This is a genomic window from Paenibacillus sp. FSL E2-8871, assembly GCF_038000345.1.
GTDB lineage: Bacteria > Bacillota > Bacilli > Paenibacillales > Paenibacillaceae > Paenibacillus_AQ.
The window spans coordinates 329,174-348,601 of the sequence record NZ_JBBOBV010000001.1; the positions used below are offsets into that span (position 1 = coordinate 329,174).

The window sequence follows — 19,428 nt, forward strand, 5'->3', positions numbered from 1 at the left end:
TCATCTTATTGTGTTTAGGATACATAGTCACCGCTATAGCTGATCAGAAGTGCATTTTTGACACCCTTTAAGTCAGAGACTGTGTTGACAAATCCACCAACTTTATCATTCAGACGAAGCTCCAGTGTTAATTCAATATTATTTGCTGATACTGTTTTTTGTTTTACGTTGTAACGTTTCACGGATTTGGTGATATGGCTGTGGACTTCACGTTCGCTCTCGTCGTCATCACAGTTAATGACCAGCAAGTATGGTGTTTCGATAGAAGAATGTTTGATGAAGAGGAACAGAATTAGACCGATGATGATTGAACCCACAATAGCCAAAGTGAAGAAGCCTGCGCCAGTTACAATCCCTGCGACTGCTGCCCAGAATAAGAAAATCAGATCAGTTGGATCTTTGATCGGCGTTCTGAAACGAACGATGGACAATGCGCCGACCATACCGAGGGACAGAACCAGGTTAGAGTTGATGGCGATAATGACAGTGGCTGTAATCATGGTCATGCCCATTAGCGAGACGTTGAAGCTTTTGGAGTATAACACTCCGCTAAATACACGTTTATAGAGCAGATAAATAAAGTATCCGATCAGAAAAGCCACACCTAAGGTGATGAGCATTTTCGAGATGCTTATATCGGAGACGAAGTTGTCTATCACCGAGTTTTTAATGATATCTGAAAAAGTATTTGTGGTTGTATCTGTTGTTGCGGTTGCTGTCATTGTTGCTAGTGATGCATTCATAATCAATAATCCTCCCAAGTGTTGGTTTTTAAGAATTTGCGGCAGATCACATATTTTGAAGCGGACTGTCTGTTCAGCCCCTCTATCTGCAGTGCAATTTTAATGTATTCCGGAATGTACTCATCAAATTTCACTTCAAAAATAATGAAGTTCTCATCAATCGCCCGAATCGGATGCAAATCCTTATCAAAAATATCCGTCGAATGCAGACCGGTACGTAATTCTTTATCGAACGTGATCCGCACGTTGCCGTTGTGGCAAACATAGGGCTCGCGAACATAATCCACGATGACCTTCGGCCTAAGAAGGTTATGGCGCATCTGATTGTATAATTCCATGAACAGTGGACTGTCCGGGACATTCAGGACCTCATAGTTACCTGCCATGATCTCGTCGTACATTTGACGGGTCAGCGGCTCTTTAATTTTGGCGATATAATCGTCCATTTTGATTTTTTTCTCAAAGTGAATGATGTTGTCTTGAATGTTGTAGATACGAATACGATATTTGGCGCGTTCTCTGAGACCTCCGAGTTTGTCGGCAAGCGCCGAGTTGTTGATGTCGTCAAAATACAAACTGCGGATATGATATTCGCCACTTTCATTGGCATGCTGGTCTGTATCAATCAAACTCTGTAATCGTTGGCGTAATACAAGGTATTGATGATAGTTAATGAAGAATTTTAGTTCATGCCGGAATTGAAGCTTGTTACTCATTTTCCCACCTCGTTTCTATCTCTATCTCTGTCGTTGGCTAACATTCTTGCACAACTAATTCTAGGAGACAGACCTTATGCTTAACTTAAAATAGACTGAATGTTAGCTGAATGTTTTACACTGCGTTAACAAAAGTATTGATCTATAGATTTGACTTCTGACTTTCTGGAAGGCTATCTTAGTTAGAAGACTAGAGAGAAAAATGAAGGAGGAGCCGTGATGAAAGACTATAAATTCGCCATCATCCTAGGGATAGTAGTGATTGTTCTGATCTTGGTGGCTGTTGGGATGGAGTGGTCCAAATCCGGGAGCTCCAAGAAATCATCAGCCCCGTATGATCTTGTTACCACCTTTAAGGGAGATGCGGGAACGAGTCGTGCGTTTACTTGGTATACTAGCGATTCCAATGCCGCAGGAGTTCTGGAGTTAGTAAAGGGACAGATGTCCTCTTTTGTAGAATCGGATGTACTAAGGGCAGAAGCAAATAGTAGCGCCATAAAAACGGACCATGGTACCAGAGGTGTTCACAAAGCGGAGGTTACAGGACTTGAACCTGGGACGTTATATTCTTACAGAGTGGGCAGCGGGCTTGAGGGAGGATGGAGTTCAATTGCGGAATTCACCACGGAAGAGGTTGGACTAGATAGTGTTACGTTTATCAACGTCGCGGATTCTCAAGGGGAGAGGGCGGATGATTTTAAGCTGTGGGGGAAGACATTGAGCAAGGCCGTTCAGAACTTTCCAGAGGCGAAATTTATTGTGCATAATGGTGACTTAACGGAGAACCCTGAGGATTCGGCGGGCTGGGATCAATTTTTTGGTAACGTGCAAAGCTTGCTTTCTGGGATACCCTTAATGCCTGTTACGGGAAATCATGATCAGGTTGATGACGATGCGACGGACTTTACTTCTCATTTCAACCTGCCAGATAACGGGGCAAAAGGTTCTATTGCGGGCACCTCGTATTCCTTCGATTACGGTCCTGTACATGTGTCTGTATTGAATACGGAGAGCAATTTGAAAAAGCAAGCTGAGTGGCTGAAGCAAGATTTGAAGAGCACGAATAAGGAATGGAAGATTGTTGCAATGCACCGTCCGGCATACGGGGGCAATTCATATAAGAAGGTTGAAGATTGGACGAATATTTTTGATGCATGTGAGGTCGATCTGGTGCTGCAGGGTCATAATCATGAGTACTCCAGATCCTACCCTTTGCGGGCTGGAAAAATCGTTCCTGAAGGTGAGAATCCGGTAGGTGCTAAAAAAGGTACGGTATATGTGGTGACCAATGCTTCCGGAGGGAAATTTAACGAGAAAAAAGAGGATCAGTTCTATCATGCGGTGCATTTTCAAAACTACAAGCAAATGTTCGCAGGGATTAGTGTTACCAAGGATAGTTTGACATATCAGGCTTATGATGTGGATGGTAAGATGCTGGATGAATTTGTGCTTACGCATTAACCAGTAGTAGCTTTCTTCACCGTTAGGGTGGAGAGGGCTTTTTTGGGATTCTTCTGGATTTTTGATTTGACACTCCTCTTAGGGGAGGTGTTTATGCTTGTGAAATGTAATCTAAGGTGTGAAAATGGTACGATTTTTAGAGACAAACTTCATGAAAATACAACCATTTTCTCTCGATAATGAAAAAAATTACCATTATAATGAAAGCGTTATCAGAAAAATTTAAATAGTCGAGTTTAAGGGGGGAGGGAAAAAGCAGGGATACAGAGTAGGAGGAAAGCAAAAGCAAACCAATAAAATTGTAGGAGGCGTAAAACGTGATTCGTAATCGTATCCGAAAAACTGGATTGTTAATCCTGCTTGGCGCGATGATAGGCTCTTTATTCTCTGCATTCCCAGCTACTACTCATGCGGCCGCAAGTGAACCTTACAATTGGAAGAGTGTTGTAACGGGAGCCGGCGGTGGTTTTGTACCCGGAATTATTTTTAATCAGTCCGAACCCAATTTAATTTATGCCAGAACAGATATCGGGGGTGCGTATCGATGGAATCAGGCTACCTCTAGTTGGACTTCGATTAGTGACTCCGTAGGCTGGGTCGATTGGAATAAGAATGGTGTAGATGCCCTTGCTACAGATCCTATTGATCCGAACAAAGTCTATATGGCAACAGGTACTTATACTAACTCCTGGGATAATAACGGTCAGATCATGCGCTCTAGTGACCGGGGAAACACCTGGCAAACCACTCCGCTGCCTTTTAAGGTAGGTGGCAATATGCCGGGCCGCTCTGCGGGTGAACGCCTCGTCATTGACCCGAATAAGAATAATATTTTATTCTTCGGAGCCAGAAGTGGCAATGGGCTCTGGAAAAGTACGGACTCTGGTGTTACTTGGTCGAAGGTAACCTCCTTTACGAATGTAGGAACATATATTCAGAATCCGACACTGGATTACGGAAATGATCTTGTCGGCCTATCCTGGATTACGTTCGATAAAAGCACAGGAACACTTGGCAATGCGACTCAAACGATATATGTAGGGGTTGCCGATACAGCAAGCAGCGTATATCGAAGTACAGATGGAGGCGTAACTTGGACAGCTCTGGCAGGACAACCTTCAGGCTACTTGCCACATCATGGCGTGCTTTCATCTACAGGCGATCTGTATATTACTTATAGCAATGGTGTAGGTCCTTATGACGGAAGTAAAGGTGAGGTTTGGAAATACAATAAAACAAGCGGTGCATGGACGAACATCAGTCCTTCAACCGGAACGGATAATTGGTATGGCTTCGGTGGTTTAGCTGTGGATGCACAGAATCCTAACACAGTTATGGTATCCAGTTTAAATGCTTGGTGGCCTGATGAAGTGATTTTCCGCAGTACTAACGGTGGTGCAACATGGAGCCGAATTTGGGACTGGGGCAACTATCCAGAACGAACTTATAAGTTCAGTATGGATATCACAGCAGCACCTTGGCTCGATCATGGAACGACTTCGACCTCGCTTGATCCTTCACCGAAACTGGGCTGGATGATGGGCGATCTGGAAATTGACCCTTTCAACTCTAACCGGATGATGTATGGTACGGGGGCCACCATTTATGGCTCGAACAATTTGACCTCATGGGATACCGGAGGCAAGGTGAATATCTCGGTTATGGCCAAGGGTGTGGAGGAAACGGCTGTGCTCGGACTGATAAGCCCACCAACGGGAACCTCCCATTTGATCACTGCACTTGGTGACGTTTCTGGTTTCCGTCATGAGGATTTGTCGGTAGCTCCAACTAAATTCCAGACCAGTCCTTCATGGGCAACAACAATGAGTATCGATTATGCAGAGTTGAGTCCATCTTATATGGTACGGGTAGGCAGTGCAGATAAAGAGAAGACACCAAGTATGAAATCCATTGGTATCTCTAACGATGGTGGTGTGAACTGGTACATGCCAAATTCAGAACCGTCAAATGGCACCAAAACAACAGTAGGGCATGGACAAGTAGCTGTGTCTGCAAGTGGGAACTCTATTTTGTGGAGCACCTCGGATATTGGTGTGTACTACTCCAAAACAACGGGTAACTCTTGGACAGCAAGCGCCGGATTACCTGCAGGAGCAAAAGTAGCATCTGACCGAGTGAATGCTAACAAATTTTATGGTTTTTTTGCTGGGGTCTTCTATGTTAGTGTGGATGGCGGAGCTACATTTACTGCCACTTCAGCTTCAGGTTTCCCAACCAATAATGTAGCTGGATTACAGCCGAATGAAGCTCAGATCAGCATGAAGGCAGTACCAGGTATTGAAGGTGACATCTGGTTTGCAGGAGGAAATACGACTGAGAATAAGTATGGTTTGTGGCACTCCACGAACTCTGGTGCGAGCTTCACGAAGTTAACCAACGTACAAGAAGCTGATCTCATTGGTTATGGAAAGGCTGCGCCGGGTCAAACTTATATGGCACTGTACACGGTAGCGAAGATTGATGGCGTGCGGGGTGTCTTCCGTTCCGATGATGTTGGCGCAACTTGGGTTCGTATTAATGACGATGCCCACCAATACGCCAAGATTAATATGGCGATTACTGGTGACCCAAGAATTTACGGACGTGTATATCTCGGAACGAATGGCCGAGGCACATTGTATGCTGATCCTGTCAATCTACCAGCTACAGGCTCAACCATTACTCCAACAACTGCAAGCTTCGATAAGAAAACAGCGAATCAGGCCGACGTCGCAGTAACGCTGACACTGAATGGAAATACGCTCAGCACGATCAAGAACGGAACGGCGACATTGGTTACTGGTACAGATTATACGGTCAGTGGATCTACTGTGACCATTAAAAAAGCGTATCTAGCGACGCAAGCGGTAGGAACAAACATGCTGACGTTTAGCTTTAGCGCAGGGGCTAATCAATCATTGGCGGTTGCGGTGACGGATACGACAACACCAGTATCCAACTCCACAATAACCCCAACAATAGCAGGCTTTGATAAGAAAACAGCCAATCAGGCCGACGTCGCAGTAACCATGACGCTGAATGGAAACACGCTCAGCACAATCAAGAACGGAACGGCAAGCCTTGCAGCTGGAACGGACTATACTGTCAGCGGTTCAACAGTAACCCTTAAAAAAGCGTATCTAGCGACGCAAGCGGTAGGAACGACCACGCTGACATTCAGCTTTAGCGCAGGAGCGACGCAATCCTTAGCGGTTGCGGTGACGGATACGACAACACCAGTATCCCACTCCACGATAACACCAACAACCACAAGCTTTGATAAGAAAACGGCAAATCAAGCAGATGTAGCAGTAACGCTGACACTGAATGGAAATACGCTCAGCACGATCAAAAACGGAACAGCCACCCTCGTAGCAAGCACGGATTATACAGTGAGTGGTTCTACAGTAACGATCAAGAAAGAGTATCTGGCAACCCAAGCGTTGGGAAGCACTACGCTGACCTTTGAGTTTAGTGCAGGAACCACACAATCCTTGGTTGTCACGATTGCGGATACGACAGTAGCTCCTACTGCAGCATTGAAAGTACAGATGTATAATAGTTCATTGTCTGCTTCCGGAAATACACTGAATCCAAAGTTTAAGCTGGTGAACACGAGCACAAGTGCAGTTACACTCTCCGATGTGAAATTGAGATACTATTACACTATTGATGGTGAGAAGGCACAAAGCTTCTTCTGCGACTGGTCACAGGTGGGAAGCGCGAATGTAACAGGAACATTTGTAAAATTGCCAACAGGTAAAGCAAATGCGGATTATTATCTGGAGGTTGGTTTCTCAAGTGCAGCGGGTTCACTTGATGCGGGTGCGAGCATCGACATCCAGGTGCGGGTGGCTAAAGAGGACTGGACGAATTACACTCAAACTGGAGATTATTCCTTTAATGCGGTAGATACCAACTATGTGGACTGGAGCAAAGCACCAGCATACGTGTCAGGAATTTTGATTTGGGGTAGTGAATCTAACTAAAGACATCACCAATATTTATGCAATAGAGGCTGTCCTAGAAGTAGAGAATTCTACTTTTGGGGCAGCTTCTATCTTTATAAAATAGTCCAAACGGCGATCGTGTGGACTAGAGAGGAATTAGGGAATAACTCCCTGTAAATAGCCGATTTTAGCCTTGAATGAACGAAAACAGGGAAATCCTCCCTAAAAATCAGGGGGATTTCTTTATTTTCCAGCAAATCAGCTAAATTATAGGGAGGTTTTCCGTAATTACTAATTGGATGAGTAGATTTGTCAGAATTACAGGGAGAAATTCCCTAATGATTCTATCGGCGCTTCAATTGATATGCCATTTGTTTAGTTGTTACAACGTTTGTCCACTATCTACCGTAATGATCTGTCCGGTCATTGCTTCCTGTTCGAGTGTCGCGCAGACGAATTGAGCGATATCCTCAGTGGATGATAGACGCTGGAGCAGCAGATTAGGTGCTAATTTATGCATCTGTTCTTCTCGACCAGACCACCATCTGGTAGCAACAGCTCCCGGTGCGACACAGTTCACTCTAATAGTTGGAGCTAGCGCATGGGCTAGAGATTTCGTGAGGCCATGAACAGCAGCTTTGGAGACCGCATAAGGAAGGGAAGAGCCTAAGCCAGTTTGTCCGGCGATGCTGCCGAGATTGACGATGGTGCCTGAACCGCTCAGGTTCATATATGGTGCAACTGCTCTGGCGCAGAAAAACATTCCTTTCACATTCACATCATAGAGTTCATCCCAGACTTCCTCTGTTGCTTTTTCCAGATCACCCAGCGCAATATGTTTAGTAATACAGGCGTTATTCACCAGCAGATTTACCGTTCCAAAATGCTGAATAATTGAATGGACCATACTTCGCACTTCCTGATCCTTAGAAACATCGGCTTGTATTGCTATCGCTTGCCCACCTTGATTTATAATCGTATTCACGGTTTCATTAGCTTCTGCCTCGGATCTAGAATAGTTCACTGCAACAAGGGCTCCGCGTCGGGCTAATTCCAAACTTACAGCTTTGCCAATTCCAGTACCTCCACCAGTTACTAAGGCTACTTTATTGTTAAGATCCATCCTAATTCACTCCTTTCGTTGGCGTATGTTGTTGATATAGAGTATTCTATAGTGATTATTGGATTTCGTATAATTGAATTAATTGAAGGTTTGGTTCAATTTATTTGAATTAAGTAGTGGAGGGCTCAGTAATGGATCTAAAAACATTAAAAACCTTTCAAACCATTGTGATTTCAGGAAGCTTTAACCGTGCAGCAGAGGAATTGAATTATGCACAATCCACGGTCACGATGCAAATGCAGAGGCTTGAATCCGACTTAGGGTGTCAACTGCTTGAGCGGGGAAAACAAATCTGCTTAACAGAAGCTGGTAGATTGTTTTATGAAGAGAGCTTACATATTGTTAAAGATATGGAGCGGTTACAGAGCCGTTTGGTCGATTTGAAGATAGGCGAGGCTGGCAACGTCCGCATAGGGGTAACGGATCCGACGGCGAGCTATCGTTTGCCGCAGCTGTTAAGCAGTTTTATGACGCAGTTTCCGAAAGTGAAAGTCTCCGTGGAGATCGCGGGAACCGCTGCACTCAGTGAACTGCTTTTGCGAGGCGAAATTGACATGGCTGTATGTTCAGCGCCAGAGCTGGGTAAGGAGCTTTATTTTGAACCCTTATTTACGGAGGAATTTGTGTTACTTATGCAAGAAGAGCATCCGCTAGCTTCCAAGGAGAATATCACGCCAGAGGACTTACAGGATCATCGGCTACTTATTACGGCAGCAAACTGCCCGTATCGCAAAAAATTAGAAAGTGTGCTACAGGAATCAGGTGGTGCACCGTTCGATACTATGGAGATTGGAAGCATGTCGGCTCTAAAATATTTTGTGGAAAGTGGCTTAGGCGTCGCTCTTGTCCCTGAGATAGTCTTGAATCCGGCTCCTGCAGGAACGGTAGTGCGAAAACTGGAGGGAAAGGTTATCGATATGACCTGCGGTATCCTATGTAAACTTTCGGATTATCCCTTGAAGCTGGCGAGCTCCAGATTGTATCATTTTTTAAAGCAGGAGCTATCCGCGACAAGGATATTTTGAATTTTAAACGAATTGTATGTATTAGGAAAAAAAAGAGAGGGCGGTGCTTGATGTTTTTAAGGAGAAAATTCAGTTTCTGGTTTTCGATTATTAGTATCATCATCTGTCTGAGTGATTATTTGGGGATTGAGATCGCAAACATCATTCTTGTACGACTTAATCCAATTATAGATACGCTGATTTTCATGAAGCCCTTTGCAAACTGGATGGTTGATGTTAATAATACTGAATGGGCTGCAAGCAGTATATTAATCAGCGTCAGATTTCCCACGTATGTAATTCATTTTGGGACGTTCCTAATTTTAGGACTTCTTATAGATTATCTTATACATATATTTAAACAGAAGTAAAAAGCGAGCAGTATTAGCCGAGATGAGGAAAGGTGAGATGAGATGAGCGGAGCAGAGGGAAAGCTTGAGTTGGAGAGGATTGTTTTTATAGGAAGGACCTTTGAGGAGTATTTGCAGATGTTCAAATTGAAAGAAGCGGATCTTGTAGGTAGGCGGATTTTGGATTGTCCTGCAGGTGCCTGCTCTTTTACAGCGATATCGAATCAGTTAGGGAGTGAAGTGACTGCTGTGGATATCGCTTATTATTACTCTGCGGATGAGCTTGAAGATAAAGGTGTTCAAGATATTGAGCATGCTATGTCTGAACTGGTTAAGGTACAGGGCAATTTTGTATGGGACTACTTCAAGTCTATAGAGGATTTGACACAAGCGAGGAGTAGGGCTTTAAACGATAATATCAGGGATCAGAGACAAACCCCGGAGCGATATGTTCCTGTGATTTTACCTAATCTGCCGTTCAATGATGAGGACTTTGATCTGACATTGTCTGCGCATTTCCTATTTATGTATAGTGATCGGCTGGATTATGATTTCCATCTAAGTACTGTTAATGAACTTATGCGGGTGACTAGAGGAGAGCTTCGTATTTTCCCTTTAGTTGATCTGTCTTGCAAAAGATATGAGCATTTAAATCGCCTTATAGATGAGATGGTTCAACAAGGTTTCGCTGTGGAGGAGATGGAGGTTCCTTATGAATTTCAAAAAGGGGCAAAACAGATGCTGAGCATTAGAAGAATGAAGCCATAAGATGTAGATAGCTATAGTTTGTAAAATAAAAAACGAGGGTGTCCCTAAGCTATTTTCATCACTTGGAGACACCCTCGTTTTTTAATATAAGCCTATAATAAATTACGCCACTTTCTCTTTACGTTCTGCTACATAACAAGCAATCCCCAGTACCAGACCGAGTCCTACTAGAACGGCACCGACCCATGGCAGCGAAGTAATCGCAAGATGAGAAATGACCCATCCGCCGATGAAGGCACCTGTTGCGTTTCCGAGATTACCTGCAGAATGACTGGTTGTAGAAGCGAGGGCAGGAGCGGCCTGAGCCAGACTCATGATCCGTATTTGTAGTCCTGGCATGACCGCAAAGGATACCAAACCCCAGAAGAATATTGTGATGACCGCAGCTACTGAACTATGCATTGTGAAGGAAAAGATCGTAAGAATGACACTAACCGCGAAATAAAGTCCCACGATAGAAGGCATCAGCTTCCAATCTGCAAGCTTCCCGCCAACGATATTCCCGATGGTTACACCACAGCCGAAGAGAACTAGAATCCATGTCACACTATGCTCGGCAAAGCCGGTAACTTCCATTAGCAGTGGCGCTATATAAGTGAACACTGTGAACAAGCTGGCGTTACCAAGCGCACCGATCAGTAAGAATAGAAGCAGTTTAGGATTAGCTAGCGCAGAAATTTGCTGGATTACACTAGCGGGTTTGTCTTGTTTAATCTTTGGAATGAAAATAAGAATGCCGATTAGTGCAGCGACGCCCATGACTGCTATCGCAGCAAATGAGGCGCGCCAGCCCATGTTTTGCCCAATAAATGTTCCTAAAGGAACACCGATGATATTAGCAATCGTTAGACCAGCCATCATAATGGATACGGCTCCGGCCCGCCTATTGGGCTTGACCAGATTAGAAGCGATCACTGCACCAACGCCAAAGAAAGTCCCGTGTGTTAAAGCAGTGATGATACGAGCTACCATAAGAACGGTATAGTTTGGAGCAAATACAGAGATTCCGTTGCCTAGAATAAATAATACCATGAGCAGGCATAACAGTTTCTTTTGCGGAATTCGTTGTGTAAGGATGGTTAGAATAGGAGCACCGACGGCTACCCCAAGGGCATACATCGTGATGAGCTGACCTGCAGTAGAAATACTAACCTGTAAATCTTTGGCGACATTTGGTAAAATACCCATGATGACAAATTCAGTCATTCCAATGGCAAAAGCGCCTACCGTAAGTGAAAGAATAGAGATGGGGAAAGGTTCTTTGCGTGTTTTTTCCACACGGTCTGGTTCCTTGTTGAGGTTTGGAATTGCGTTCATGGTGCCGATGTTCAACCTTTCTTCTGTCTGTAATGAAGCTCCACCCTTATTAAGATGATAGATCCGACATGTAGTTCTGCTTTATATTATTTAGTTTTCTGAAATTATTTTCAAGAGAAATATTTATTTCAGATATTTTCATTTTAAATAATCATTGAAGGGATGGATTGTTCATGATGGATGAAGGCCAAGTCCAAGTGCTTGAATTACCAGAAATGAAGCTGATAGGCTTGAGTATTACTTCTTCTTTTATAGGGCACGAGCCAGAAAGAGTAGAAGCGATGAAGCGAGAGCAGTATGTATATGCATTGACTATTGAAGTCTATCAGTTTGCTAATCCTACGTGGCCTGATGAGGTTGATGTGTACATTCCATTGCGATGAGAAATAATTATAAGCAAGCAGCTTTAATGGCGCTTCAGCACTTTGATCTCGATTGGACGCAGATTCGTTTCAATCAACGATCGGACACTTGCACTTTTGTAATAGAGACAAATAAAGAGGGGACTTTTTTGCTGCGTCTTCACTCGGGGAGATCTAAAGAGGAAATAAACTCCGAAATCGCATGGCTGGAGCTTTTGAAGAGAAAAATCGATGTCCCCCTGCCGAAAGGCGTTCATGATCGAACGGGTTCTGTTACGTTCAAAGTGGAGCAAGGTAATGAGGATGGTATATATGCATCGTTAATGCGCTGGGTTGAAGGCGAACATGCGAACGAAAGACTTACCGAAGAACAAATTTACAAAGAAGGCGTTCTATTAGCCAAGCTACATAAAGCGGCACAGGAGCTTGAGTTACCTCCAGGCTTTAATCGTCCAGTGTGGGATGAACATAGCTTTAGAAAAGCAATGCTCCGATTAAAGCTGCACTACCATAGTTTTCTTTCGGATGATGAGTTCGTGCTGTATCAGTCTGCGGCTGAGAAATTATACAACTGGTTGAGCAAGCAGCATAAAAATAAGAACAGAAGGACATATGGCGTCATCCACGGTGATTTACATCAAGGGAACATCATATTTAAAGAGGGTGAACCTCGACCTATTGATTTCGGAAGATGTGGCTGGGGCTATTATCTTTATGATGTGGCACATACCATTCTAGGGTTGTATCCTTTACAAAGAGAACTGGTCATTAAGGGTTACGAAAGTGTGGCCAAGCTTGAAGGGGAGTGGGTTCAGACTTTAGAGCATTTTACGGTCATGGTTATGATCGAAAATTATTGCCATCACGCACCCGACCCTAGAGAAACCGAGGGACTGAAAGCAGAACAGCCTTATGCACAAGCAATTCTAAGGAATTATCTTAAGGGAGATCCTTTTCTTTTTAACACAATTGAGATTTAACGTATAAAAATAGGGCCTCTTTGGGGAATTTATTAAAAGTTCCCTAAGGAGGCTATTATAATGAAAAAAAGCTGGATTGCACCTCTTCTTATCGCAGTTATGCTCTTGTTGGGGCAACAACCTTGCTCCGCTAATGGGTTAGTTCAACCGCAGCCCGAGGCTCCGTCCAGATCTGATTCGGAACAGAAGCTTCCAGATCAGGATTCCCGCGAGCTCATGTACAAAGACACACTGATGCTCTTTCTTTTACCCCATATTGAGAAAAAAATGGCTGAGATTTATGCGCCACTTCTGACGATAACTCCGACAGTGTATCCTTATTTAGTAGAAGTTACAGATATGAAGAGAGTGAATGGATTTCGTCGGTTTGATTTCTTAATTACACTCAACATACACCCTACAGTGGGTCCGCATCTTTCCGTTGGAGAGGATACTATGACTTTTAGAATCACTCCTGGTCCTAAGGTGAAGTTAGAATCATTCAAGCATTTGAGAGACCCGCGTAAGTCTGACCTTACTCCAAATTATCAGAATATCTTAAGATAATGCGGTAATTAACTCTTGCAATCACAATTTCGAACGCTTACCCAGCTAACCACACACTCCGATCTATGGGGTGTTTTTTTTGTGTCTAGAATGGTGGTGGATTATTGGCATGTATGGTATTATGAAAATAGTGGTTATATTGATTTTAGTTACTAAATTCAAATTATGAGGTGTGAGGATTGAGTGATCATAAATTCGGAGACGAACACAGAGATGAAATTTTAAGTGAATTCAATTCTATAATCACAAGTGATATCACAAGTAGCTCTAAGGATAAAGTTAAGGTAGGCGTAGCTACTAAAGACGGGCAGTTAGGGTTTCTTTTTACGAGAGGAGGTCTTCGGGAAGGGGCTGGCAGAAAAAGCACCGGTATAACTAAAAAGGTATCTTTGACGTTACCAGAAAACATCTGGCAGGAAATAGAGCAGGCTTGTGAGGAACAGAACGTATCTCGCTCCCAGGTATTTCGGAACATTATTGAGGCACATTTTGCAAAGGAATCTAAGGAGAGTTAGGTGAGGTCTTTGCTAATCCATGTGTCAAAAGATTCTCTTAGCACTGCACTACAAGCAGCCTTAAAAGCTATATCCGCGAATAGTTCCTCCCGTGTTCTTTCCGGAATACATATTCAGGCGCAAGCGGAGGGTCTGACTTTAACAGCCAGCAATATAAGAATGACCATTGAATATAAGCTTCCTGTGAAGATGGATTCGATGATTGTACACAAACCAGGTGAGATCGTAGTGCCCGCACGTTATTTTTATGAGATCATCCGCAAGCTTGACCCTGGATTAATTAGGCTGGAAATCGCAGAGACATTGATTCTAAATATCCAATCGGGCTATACTCAGTTTCGTTTATGCGGGATGGACACTGCAGAATTTCCGAGAATTCATTACGTGGATCATCCAAACACCCAAAAGATACGCATGAAGAACACACTTTTGAAGCAAATATTTAAACACTCGCTCAGCATGTTGTTGAAAACGTAGAAGATTACGGAGCAAGTCCTTTATATGTCATTATACCGGGCAGCACCCTTGAGGATCTTTTAAAAATAATAAACGATGATGAGGGCAGCAGCACCCAAATCGAGATAGGTCAGAAACAAATCAGATTTATTTCTGATGGCTTGAGGGTTCAATCTGCGCTACTTGAGGGCACTTATCCCTATGTTGATAATTTAATTCCACAGGTATATATATCCGAAATGATCGTTAAGACAGAGCGGTTGTTACGTGTGGTTGAACGTATTGCTATATTGGCTGGTGAAAGTGTAACGATTGGTGTACATCCCTCCGGTATACTTCATTTAATATCCAGGACGGCCGACGTGGGTGAGGCAAAAGAGGAGATTCCATTGGAGTATCTAGAAGGTGAATATTTTCGAGTAGCTTTTAACGGAAAATATATCAGAGACATCCTTCGGGCGATCGATAGTGAGACGCTTAGAATAAGGTTTGCTGGAAAAGAAAGACCACTGGTGATACAGCCTGTAGACATGACTTCGTCCACACTTTTTTTAATTACACCAATGAGGACGCAGGATGGAGGATAGGCATATGAGCTTGCTAAGAAGAGTTCTTTTTGCTGAAAAATATTATATTAATTACTTGGAGGGATGATCTATGAATCTGTTTCAGATGGGATCAAAGCCGCTTGGGACCGAACGAATCACAGCATTTTTAGAGGATAATTATGTGAGTATCGGCTATCCCGGAATAGGGGATTTGGAGAACATCAGTAAAGTGGAGCTCCGTGATCGGATGATTCACACATACCAATACAGTGAGTTGGAGCTTATTGAACATATACAAGCCATTCATCTGTTCGTACATACGATGCAGGATGGCGATTATGTGCTGGTGTGTGATGGCGATTGGGTACATCTAGGTGATCTTGGCGATTATTTTTACAATGAATTATTTGACGCACCAGACATCGGTACATGCCATCGACGTGGTGTAACTTGGCAGAAAAGTCTTCCTATAACCGATCTAAACGCAGGGATAAAAGAGTTTCTTAGCAGTAGTGGAGTGGTCAAACAGTATAAGGGGCCGATGCCTAGTGCTCGTGTGGATCTGTGGATTACAGGTTCTTCTGATTCAGAGCAAGCGATGAGTAATCGAATGCATGTGGATGAAGAGACATTATCAATGGCGCTCGATATTTTGAAGGAAGCTCTTGTTAGTGAGAACGCCGAACGACGGGAACGAGCAGCAATTGCAATTCTTCAGTATGCTAAGTAGTGAAGAAAGATTTAAGCTCCACATCCTTAGTAAAAAAGCGTTCCATCCGAACTTCAAATATTGGATGAAACGCTTTTGTTGTATCTATCGATATCTACCAATAACCCTCAGATAAATTCAACGAATTCATTGACCGGTTTACGATAGCCACGTGGTCTGATTTTATGTTTCTTGTCTTTGCCGATAGTGATCAGCATAACAGGTACCATATGATCGGGTAGATTTAAAGTGGATTGAATTGCTTCCGGATCAAAGCCGATCATCGGGCAGGTATCCCAGCCTTTATCTTTGGCAATCAGCATGAAGTGCATGGCAGAGAGTGAAGCATTCCGAATAGCCTCATCTCTTTGGAAAGCATCATTTCCTTTGTATGCATTGTTAATCGTTTCTATCTCTGCATCATAATCCTCTTGACTCATAGCCCCTAAAGCTTTAAGTCCTCCGAAGATTTCTGGGGCTTTCAGATAAGCATTCTTATCCCCGAGTACCACTATTACCGCTGAGGCGGAGTGGATTTTATATTGACCGTAAGCCCCTTTACGAATCTCTTCTTTTAAATTCTCATCAGAAACCACTTTATAATTGGCATGTTGAAGATTATATGCAGATGGAGCCAATCTGGCGTAAGAGAACATTTCCTCTAGTTCATTCTGAGGGATCTTCACCCCTTCAACAAAATTCATAGCAGACCTGCGGGATTCAATCAAATCTGTAAAAGCGCTCATGAGTTATTCCTCCATATGTTATGTATTTGCTTGTTAATTATAAATAAGTGATATTTATAAATGAACTAACTATTAGTTACTAACTCAAAATAGCACAGTTAATTATATTCGTCAATGATTAAATTCACTTCATTTACATTCAGCTCTCTAAGTACTTTGGAATGTCGAAGAATAATTACTATGTTGTAAAATATTGGGATGTAAATTAGGATATTAGGATACGAAAAATTTAAATTGCTTTTATTAATGAAAGGGTGGAAATGTTGAACGATAATAGAGAGCAGTTGATAATTGACTTGCAAAGAATTGAAGAGAACGATTACGAGCTTAGAAGTGGGGAGCAATTAAGGGATTATGTGAAATTGATGCTTGAGTACATAGGAGATCCACAGCCGAAGCTACGAGATGACTTGATCTATTCCACCTTCTACAAATGGGTTAACGAGAAACAATGGTTTAGTGATGCGGAGCTTCGTGAACTACTTTTGATTCTCCTTGACGAGCAGCATTTGTTCTATCACATTGGCAGCAAAGAAGATCAGGCTGTGTTCACAAGAACGTTTTCGGTACTGATCGTTGCGCTGATTCTTCAACGGCATAGGGAACAGGCTTTTTTAGATAGCGCAGAGTTTACAAATGTGAAGGAAGCGCTGATTAGATATTATGAGGAAGAACAGGATTTACGAGGATTTATGCCTGAAGAAGGTTGGGCTCATGCTGCAGCCCATGGCGCAGATGCCTTGGATGAACTGGTACTCTGCTCGGAGAGTGATGCTGCAATAAGGGAAGAGGTTTTGGCAGTCATCCAAAGGATGCTTTACAACGATCAGCACATATTTAGCGACGAAGAAGATGAACGGATCGCTACGATTGTAGCTACAATGATAGATCATCATTTACTTCCACAACAATCTATTGTCGACTGGATTCGCAACTTGGAGCAATGTGGGGGGTGGCCGAGAAGCCGCGGCCAGTACGTTGCTCGTGTGAACACCAAAAATTTCGTTCGTTCTCTGTATTTTAGATTGCTACCATTAAAGAACAATCCGGCAATGGTCGAGGTTTTATTGAAAGCGGAGATGAATTTGAATGAATTTACACAATAAGCATTTAATCATCTATGCATGTATAAAAAATATCGAAAATTATGACTAATTTATTTTAATGTAATAAAAATCACAAAACTTTAGAAAAAATCAAAAACTTTGTGACATTTATAACTTGATAAGTGCTATAATAGAAATATGGCGTTATAAGTTTTTATTTTTTTATTACTATTAAGCAGCAAAGCTTATTTGCAGAGGAGATTCGGATATGTCAGAAACAATCACTCAAACACAACCTGAGCAAGAATCACCAAAATTAGCTGTCACTCAAGAACAAATGAATGTTCTAGAGCAGCTATTGAAGCCTGAAGTTCAGGAGTCGTTAACTGTCTTAGTGGAACAGTTGCCAAAATTAACAGAGCTTGTCGGCGTGCTCACAAAGTCATATGACTTTGTTCAAACTGTTGCTGCGGATGAAGTCTTGAAAAGTGATACGGTAAGTGCAATTAAAGAACTTGCTGAACCAGTGGTTCATTCGGCGAAGAATATGGCAGCTACAGTGATCGAAGCGCAAGATCGTGCGAATGAAAATAGCGATGTGATCGGTGTATTTGGTCTTATGAAGATGATGAAAGATCCACAAGCACAGAAGCTTTTCCGTTTCGTAAATGCTTATCTTCAAGTTGCCGGCGAACGCAGTCAACAGAAATAATATTTTTTATATCTCATTCGTAAGGACGGAGGAAACATCATGTCTAAACATATTGTCATTCTAGGAGCAGGTTATGGTGGTCTACTAAGCGCCTTAACTGTACGCAAGTACCTGAAGAAGGACGAAGCTAAAATTACAGTCGTTAATCAATATCCTACACATCAAATTATTACAGAATTGCATCGTCTTGCAGCGGGTAGTGTTGCAGAAGGTGCTGTTGCTATGCCATTAGCTAAGCTTTTTGCAGGTAAAGATATCGACCTGAAAATTGCAAAGGTGAATTCTTTTTCTGTTGAAAACAAACAAATTACACTATCTGATGGTGTGACATTGTCCTACGATGCTTTAGTTGTGGGTCTTGGAAGCACTACGGCTTATTTTGGCATTCCAGGTCTTGAGCAATACAGTATGGTTTTGAAATCGGCAGCAGATGCTAACAGAATTCATCGTCATATTGATGAGCGTATCCGTGAATATGCGAAGTCTAAAAATCCAGCGGATGCAAGCATCCTAATCGGTGGCGGTGGCTTAACAGGTGTTGAACTTGTTGGTGAAATCGCTGATGTGTTGCCAACACTCACTAAGAAATATGGCGTGGATCCTAAAGAAATTAAACTGATGCTGGTTGAAGCAGGCCCTAAGATTTTACCAGTATTGCCAGATGCATTGATCGAACGCGCAGTGGCAAGCTTAGAAAAACGTGGTGTTCAATTCTTGACAGGACTACCTGTTACGAATGTAGCGGATAATGTCATTGACTTGAAAGATGGTCAAAAAATTATTGCTAACACCTTCGTATGGACTGGCGGCGTACAAGGAAATCCACTGATTGGTGAGTCCGGTCTTGAAGTGAACCGTGGTCGTGCAACGGTAAATGAATTCTTGCAATCCACATCACACAAAGACGTATTCGTTGCTGGTGACAGCGCCGTTGTCTTTGCCGAAGATGGTCGTCCATATCCACCAACTGCACAAATCGCTTGGCAAATGGGCGAATTGATCGGGTACAATCTTTATGCATACTTGAAGGATAAATCATTTGAATCCTTTAGTCCGATCAACTCAGGTACGCTTGCGAGCTTAGGTCGTAAAGACGGTGTAGCCATCGTTGGTGCTAGCTCAACTCCGCTAAAAGGATTACCTGCAACCTTGATGAAGGAAGCAAGTAATATTCGTTACTTGTCCCACATTAAAGGATTGTTTAGCTTAGCTTATTAATTGTATTATTGGAAAACCTGCTCTAATTTGAGTAGGTTTTTTTGTTGATCTCTAGTGGTTTCTACCATGAATTGTTAATGATTGTCCTAGTACGTAGTATTCATTTTTGATATACTATATTGGCTAATATTAACAGGGGAAAATAGGGGAGGATTACG

The 19,428-nt window shown here is 42.7% G+C and carries 18 protein-coding genes and 2 pseudogenes; 15 read left to right on the forward strand and 5 right to left on the reverse strand.

Annotated features, from left to right (window positions below; genetic code table 11):
* Positions 1–14: 14 nt before the first annotated feature.
* Both NYE25_RS01470 and NYE25_RS01475 read right to left on the reverse strand, forming a co-directional pair.
* Positions 15–722 carry a DUF4956 domain-containing protein gene (locus NYE25_RS01470; protein WP_341147663.1) on the reverse strand — a complete coding sequence of 236 codons (708 nt, stop codon included), beginning with the start codon at positions 720–722 and terminating at the stop codon, positions 15–17.
* Positions 723–745: 23 nt separating this feature from the next.
* Positions 746–1,459, reverse strand: coding sequence for a polyphosphate polymerase domain-containing protein (locus NYE25_RS01475; RefSeq protein ID WP_341144934.1), 714 nt, complete (start codon positions 1,457–1,459; stop codon positions 746–748).
* Positions 1,460–1,678: 219 nt separating this feature from the next.
* Between NYE25_RS01475 and NYE25_RS01480 the strand changes: the two genes are divergently transcribed.
* The 3 genes and pseudogenes from NYE25_RS01480 to NYE25_RS31240 form a co-directional block, all read left to right on the forward strand.
* Positions 1,679–2,920 (forward strand): purple acid phosphatase family protein, encoded by a 1,242-nt coding sequence (locus NYE25_RS01480; protein WP_341144935.1) that lies wholly within the window; start codon positions 1,679–1,681, stop codon positions 2,918–2,920.
* Between the two features lie 368 nt (positions 2,921–3,288).
* Positions 3,289–6,408: pseudogene (locus NYE25_RS01485) on the forward strand (X2-like carbohydrate binding domain-containing protein); the annotation flags it as partial.
* 69 nt (positions 6,409–6,477) lie between these two features.
* Positions 6,478–6,909 (forward strand): annotated as a pseudogene (locus NYE25_RS31240) (cellulose binding domain-containing protein); the annotation flags it as partial.
* A 343-nt stretch (positions 6,910–7,252) separates the two neighbouring features.
* Here the strand turns inward: NYE25_RS31240 and NYE25_RS01490 are convergent.
* The gene (locus NYE25_RS01490) at positions 7,253–7,993 is read right to left on the reverse strand and encodes an SDR family NAD(P)-dependent oxidoreductase (protein WP_341144936.1); all 741 of its coding nucleotides are present in this window, start codon (positions 7,991–7,993) and stop codon (positions 7,253–7,255) included.
* 131 nt (positions 7,994–8,124) lie between these two features.
* On the opposite strand from NYE25_RS01490, the gene NYE25_RS01495 reads away from it, so the two are divergent.
* Both NYE25_RS01495 and NYE25_RS01500 read left to right on the forward strand, forming a co-directional pair.
* Positions 8,125–9,018 (forward strand): LysR family transcriptional regulator, encoded by an 894-nt coding sequence (locus tag NYE25_RS01495; protein ID WP_341053980.1) that lies wholly within the window; start codon positions 8,125–8,127, stop codon positions 9,016–9,018.
* A gap of 392 nt (positions 9,019–9,410) precedes the next feature.
* Positions 9,411–10,115, forward strand: a complete 705-nt coding sequence (locus tag NYE25_RS01500; protein WP_341144937.1) for an SAM-dependent methyltransferase — start codon at positions 9,411–9,413, stop codon at positions 10,113–10,115.
* Positions 10,116–10,217: 102 nt separating this feature from the next.
* Here NYE25_RS01500 and NYE25_RS01505 read toward each other — a convergent pair whose 3' ends face one another.
* Positions 10,218–11,432 carry an MFS transporter gene (locus NYE25_RS01505; protein WP_341144938.1) on the reverse strand — a complete coding sequence of 405 codons (1,215 nt, stop codon included), beginning with the start codon at positions 11,430–11,432 and terminating at the stop codon, positions 10,218–10,220.
* Between the two features lie 173 nt (positions 11,433–11,605).
* Here NYE25_RS01505 and NYE25_RS01510 point away from each other — a divergent pair, with 173 nt between their 5' ends.
* The 7 genes from NYE25_RS01510 (at position 11,606) to NYE25_RS01540 (ending at position 15,569) form a co-directional block, all read left to right on the forward strand.
* Positions 11,606–11,815, forward strand: a complete 210-nt coding sequence (locus NYE25_RS01510; protein WP_341060487.1) for a hypothetical protein — start codon at positions 11,606–11,608, stop codon at positions 11,813–11,815.
* Positions 11,812–12,774 carry a phosphotransferase enzyme family protein gene (locus NYE25_RS01515; RefSeq protein WP_341144939.1) on the forward strand — a complete coding sequence of 321 codons (963 nt, stop codon included), beginning with the start codon at positions 11,812–11,814 and terminating at the stop codon, positions 12,772–12,774. The genes NYE25_RS01510 and NYE25_RS01515 overlap by 4 nt, the downstream gene beginning before the upstream one ends.
* Before the next feature lie 60 nt (positions 12,775–12,834).
* Positions 12,835–13,320 (forward strand): DUF3888 domain-containing protein, encoded by a 486-nt coding sequence (locus NYE25_RS01520; RefSeq protein WP_341144940.1) that lies wholly within the window; start codon positions 12,835–12,837, stop codon positions 13,318–13,320.
* Between the two features lie 179 nt (positions 13,321–13,499).
* Positions 13,500–13,835 carry a hypothetical protein gene (locus NYE25_RS01525; RefSeq protein WP_341144941.1) on the forward strand — a complete coding sequence of 112 codons (336 nt, stop codon included), beginning with the start codon at positions 13,500–13,502 and terminating at the stop codon, positions 13,833–13,835.
* The gene (locus tag NYE25_RS01530; RefSeq protein WP_341144942.1) at positions 13,836–14,312 is read left to right on the forward strand and encodes a DNA polymerase III subunit beta; all 477 of its coding nucleotides are present in this window, start codon (positions 13,836–13,838) and stop codon (positions 14,310–14,312) included.
* Positions 14,313–14,344: 32 nt separating this feature from the next.
* The gene (locus NYE25_RS01535) at positions 14,345–14,878 is read left to right on the forward strand and encodes a hypothetical protein (protein WP_445667165.1); all 534 of its coding nucleotides are present in this window, start codon (positions 14,345–14,347) and stop codon (positions 14,876–14,878) included.
* Positions 14,879–14,948: 70 nt separating this feature from the next.
* The gene (locus tag NYE25_RS01540; RefSeq protein WP_341144944.1) at positions 14,949–15,569 is read left to right on the forward strand and encodes a hypothetical protein; all 621 of its coding nucleotides are present in this window, start codon (positions 14,949–14,951) and stop codon (positions 15,567–15,569) included.
* A gap of 107 nt (positions 15,570–15,676) precedes the next feature.
* On the opposite strand, the gene NYE25_RS01545 is transcribed toward NYE25_RS01540, so the two are convergent.
* The gene (locus tag NYE25_RS01545) at positions 15,677–16,294 is read right to left on the reverse strand and encodes a nitroreductase family protein (protein ID WP_341144945.1); all 618 of its coding nucleotides are present in this window, start codon (positions 16,292–16,294) and stop codon (positions 15,677–15,679) included.
* Between the two features lie 263 nt (positions 16,295–16,557).
* Here NYE25_RS01545 and NYE25_RS01550 point away from each other — a divergent pair, with 263 nt between their 5' ends.
* The 3 genes from NYE25_RS01550 to NYE25_RS01560 all read left to right on the forward strand — a co-directional run bounded on the left by NYE25_RS01550 (position 16,558) and on the right by NYE25_RS01560 (position 19,270).
* A complete protein-coding gene (locus NYE25_RS01550) occupies positions 16,558–17,400 on the forward strand; it encodes a DUF2785 domain-containing protein (protein ID WP_445667166.1) in 843 nt (280 codons plus the stop codon).
* Positions 17,401–17,608: 208 nt separating this feature from the next.
* Positions 17,609–18,052 (forward strand): DUF1641 domain-containing protein, encoded by a 444-nt coding sequence (locus tag NYE25_RS01555; RefSeq protein ID WP_042187214.1) that lies wholly within the window; start codon positions 17,609–17,611, stop codon positions 18,050–18,052.
* 39 nt (positions 18,053–18,091) lie between these two features.
* The gene (locus NYE25_RS01560; RefSeq protein ID WP_042187216.1) at positions 18,092–19,270 is read left to right on the forward strand and encodes an NAD(P)/FAD-dependent oxidoreductase; all 1,179 of its coding nucleotides are present in this window, start codon (positions 18,092–18,094) and stop codon (positions 19,268–19,270) included.
* The last annotated feature ends 158 nt before the right edge of the window (positions 19,271–19,428 follow it).

What these genes read in the sequence shown, in the direction of transcription:
- NYE25_RS01470 (WP_341147663.1), bottom strand. Translation starts at nt 722, where the DNA reads ATGACAGCAACCGCAACAACAGATACAACCACAAATACTTTTTCAGAT.
- NYE25_RS01475 (WP_341144934.1), bottom strand. Translation starts at nt 1,459, where the DNA reads ATGAGTAACAAGCTTCAATTCCGGCATGAACTAAAATTCTTCATTAAC.
- NYE25_RS01480 (WP_341144935.1), top strand. Translation starts at nt 1,679, where the DNA reads ATGAAAGACTATAAATTCGCCATCATCCTAGGGATAGTAGTGATTGTT.
- NYE25_RS01490 (WP_341144936.1), bottom strand. Translation starts at nt 7,993, where the DNA reads ATGGATCTTAACAATAAAGTAGCCTTAGTAACTGGTGGAGGTACTGGA.
- NYE25_RS01495 (WP_341053980.1), top strand. Translation starts at nt 8,125, where the DNA reads ATGGATCTAAAAACATTAAAAACCTTTCAAACCATTGTGATTTCAGGA.
- NYE25_RS01500 (WP_341144937.1), top strand. Translation starts at nt 9,411, where the DNA reads ATGAGCGGAGCAGAGGGAAAGCTTGAGTTGGAGAGGATTGTTTTTATA.
- NYE25_RS01505 (WP_341144938.1), bottom strand. Translation starts at nt 11,432, where the DNA reads ATGAACGCAATTCCAAACCTCAACAAGGAACCAGACCGTGTGGAAAAA.
- NYE25_RS01510 (WP_341060487.1), top strand. Translation starts at nt 11,606, where the DNA reads ATGATGGATGAAGGCCAAGTCCAAGTGCTTGAATTACCAGAAATGAAG.
- NYE25_RS01515 (WP_341144939.1), top strand. Translation starts at nt 11,812, where the DNA reads ATGAGAAATAATTATAAGCAAGCAGCTTTAATGGCGCTTCAGCACTTT.
- NYE25_RS01520 (WP_341144940.1), top strand. Translation starts at nt 12,835, where the DNA reads ATGAAAAAAAGCTGGATTGCACCTCTTCTTATCGCAGTTATGCTCTTG.
- NYE25_RS01540 (WP_341144944.1), top strand. Translation starts at nt 14,949, where the DNA reads ATGAATCTGTTTCAGATGGGATCAAAGCCGCTTGGGACCGAACGAATC.
- NYE25_RS01545 (WP_341144945.1), bottom strand. Translation starts at nt 16,294, where the DNA reads ATGAGCGCTTTTACAGATTTGATTGAATCCCGCAGGTCTGCTATGAAT.
- NYE25_RS01555 (WP_042187214.1), top strand. Translation starts at nt 17,609, where the DNA reads ATGTCAGAAACAATCACTCAAACACAACCTGAGCAAGAATCACCAAAA.
- NYE25_RS01560 (WP_042187216.1), top strand. Translation starts at nt 18,092, where the DNA reads ATGTCTAAACATATTGTCATTCTAGGAGCAGGTTATGGTGGTCTACTA.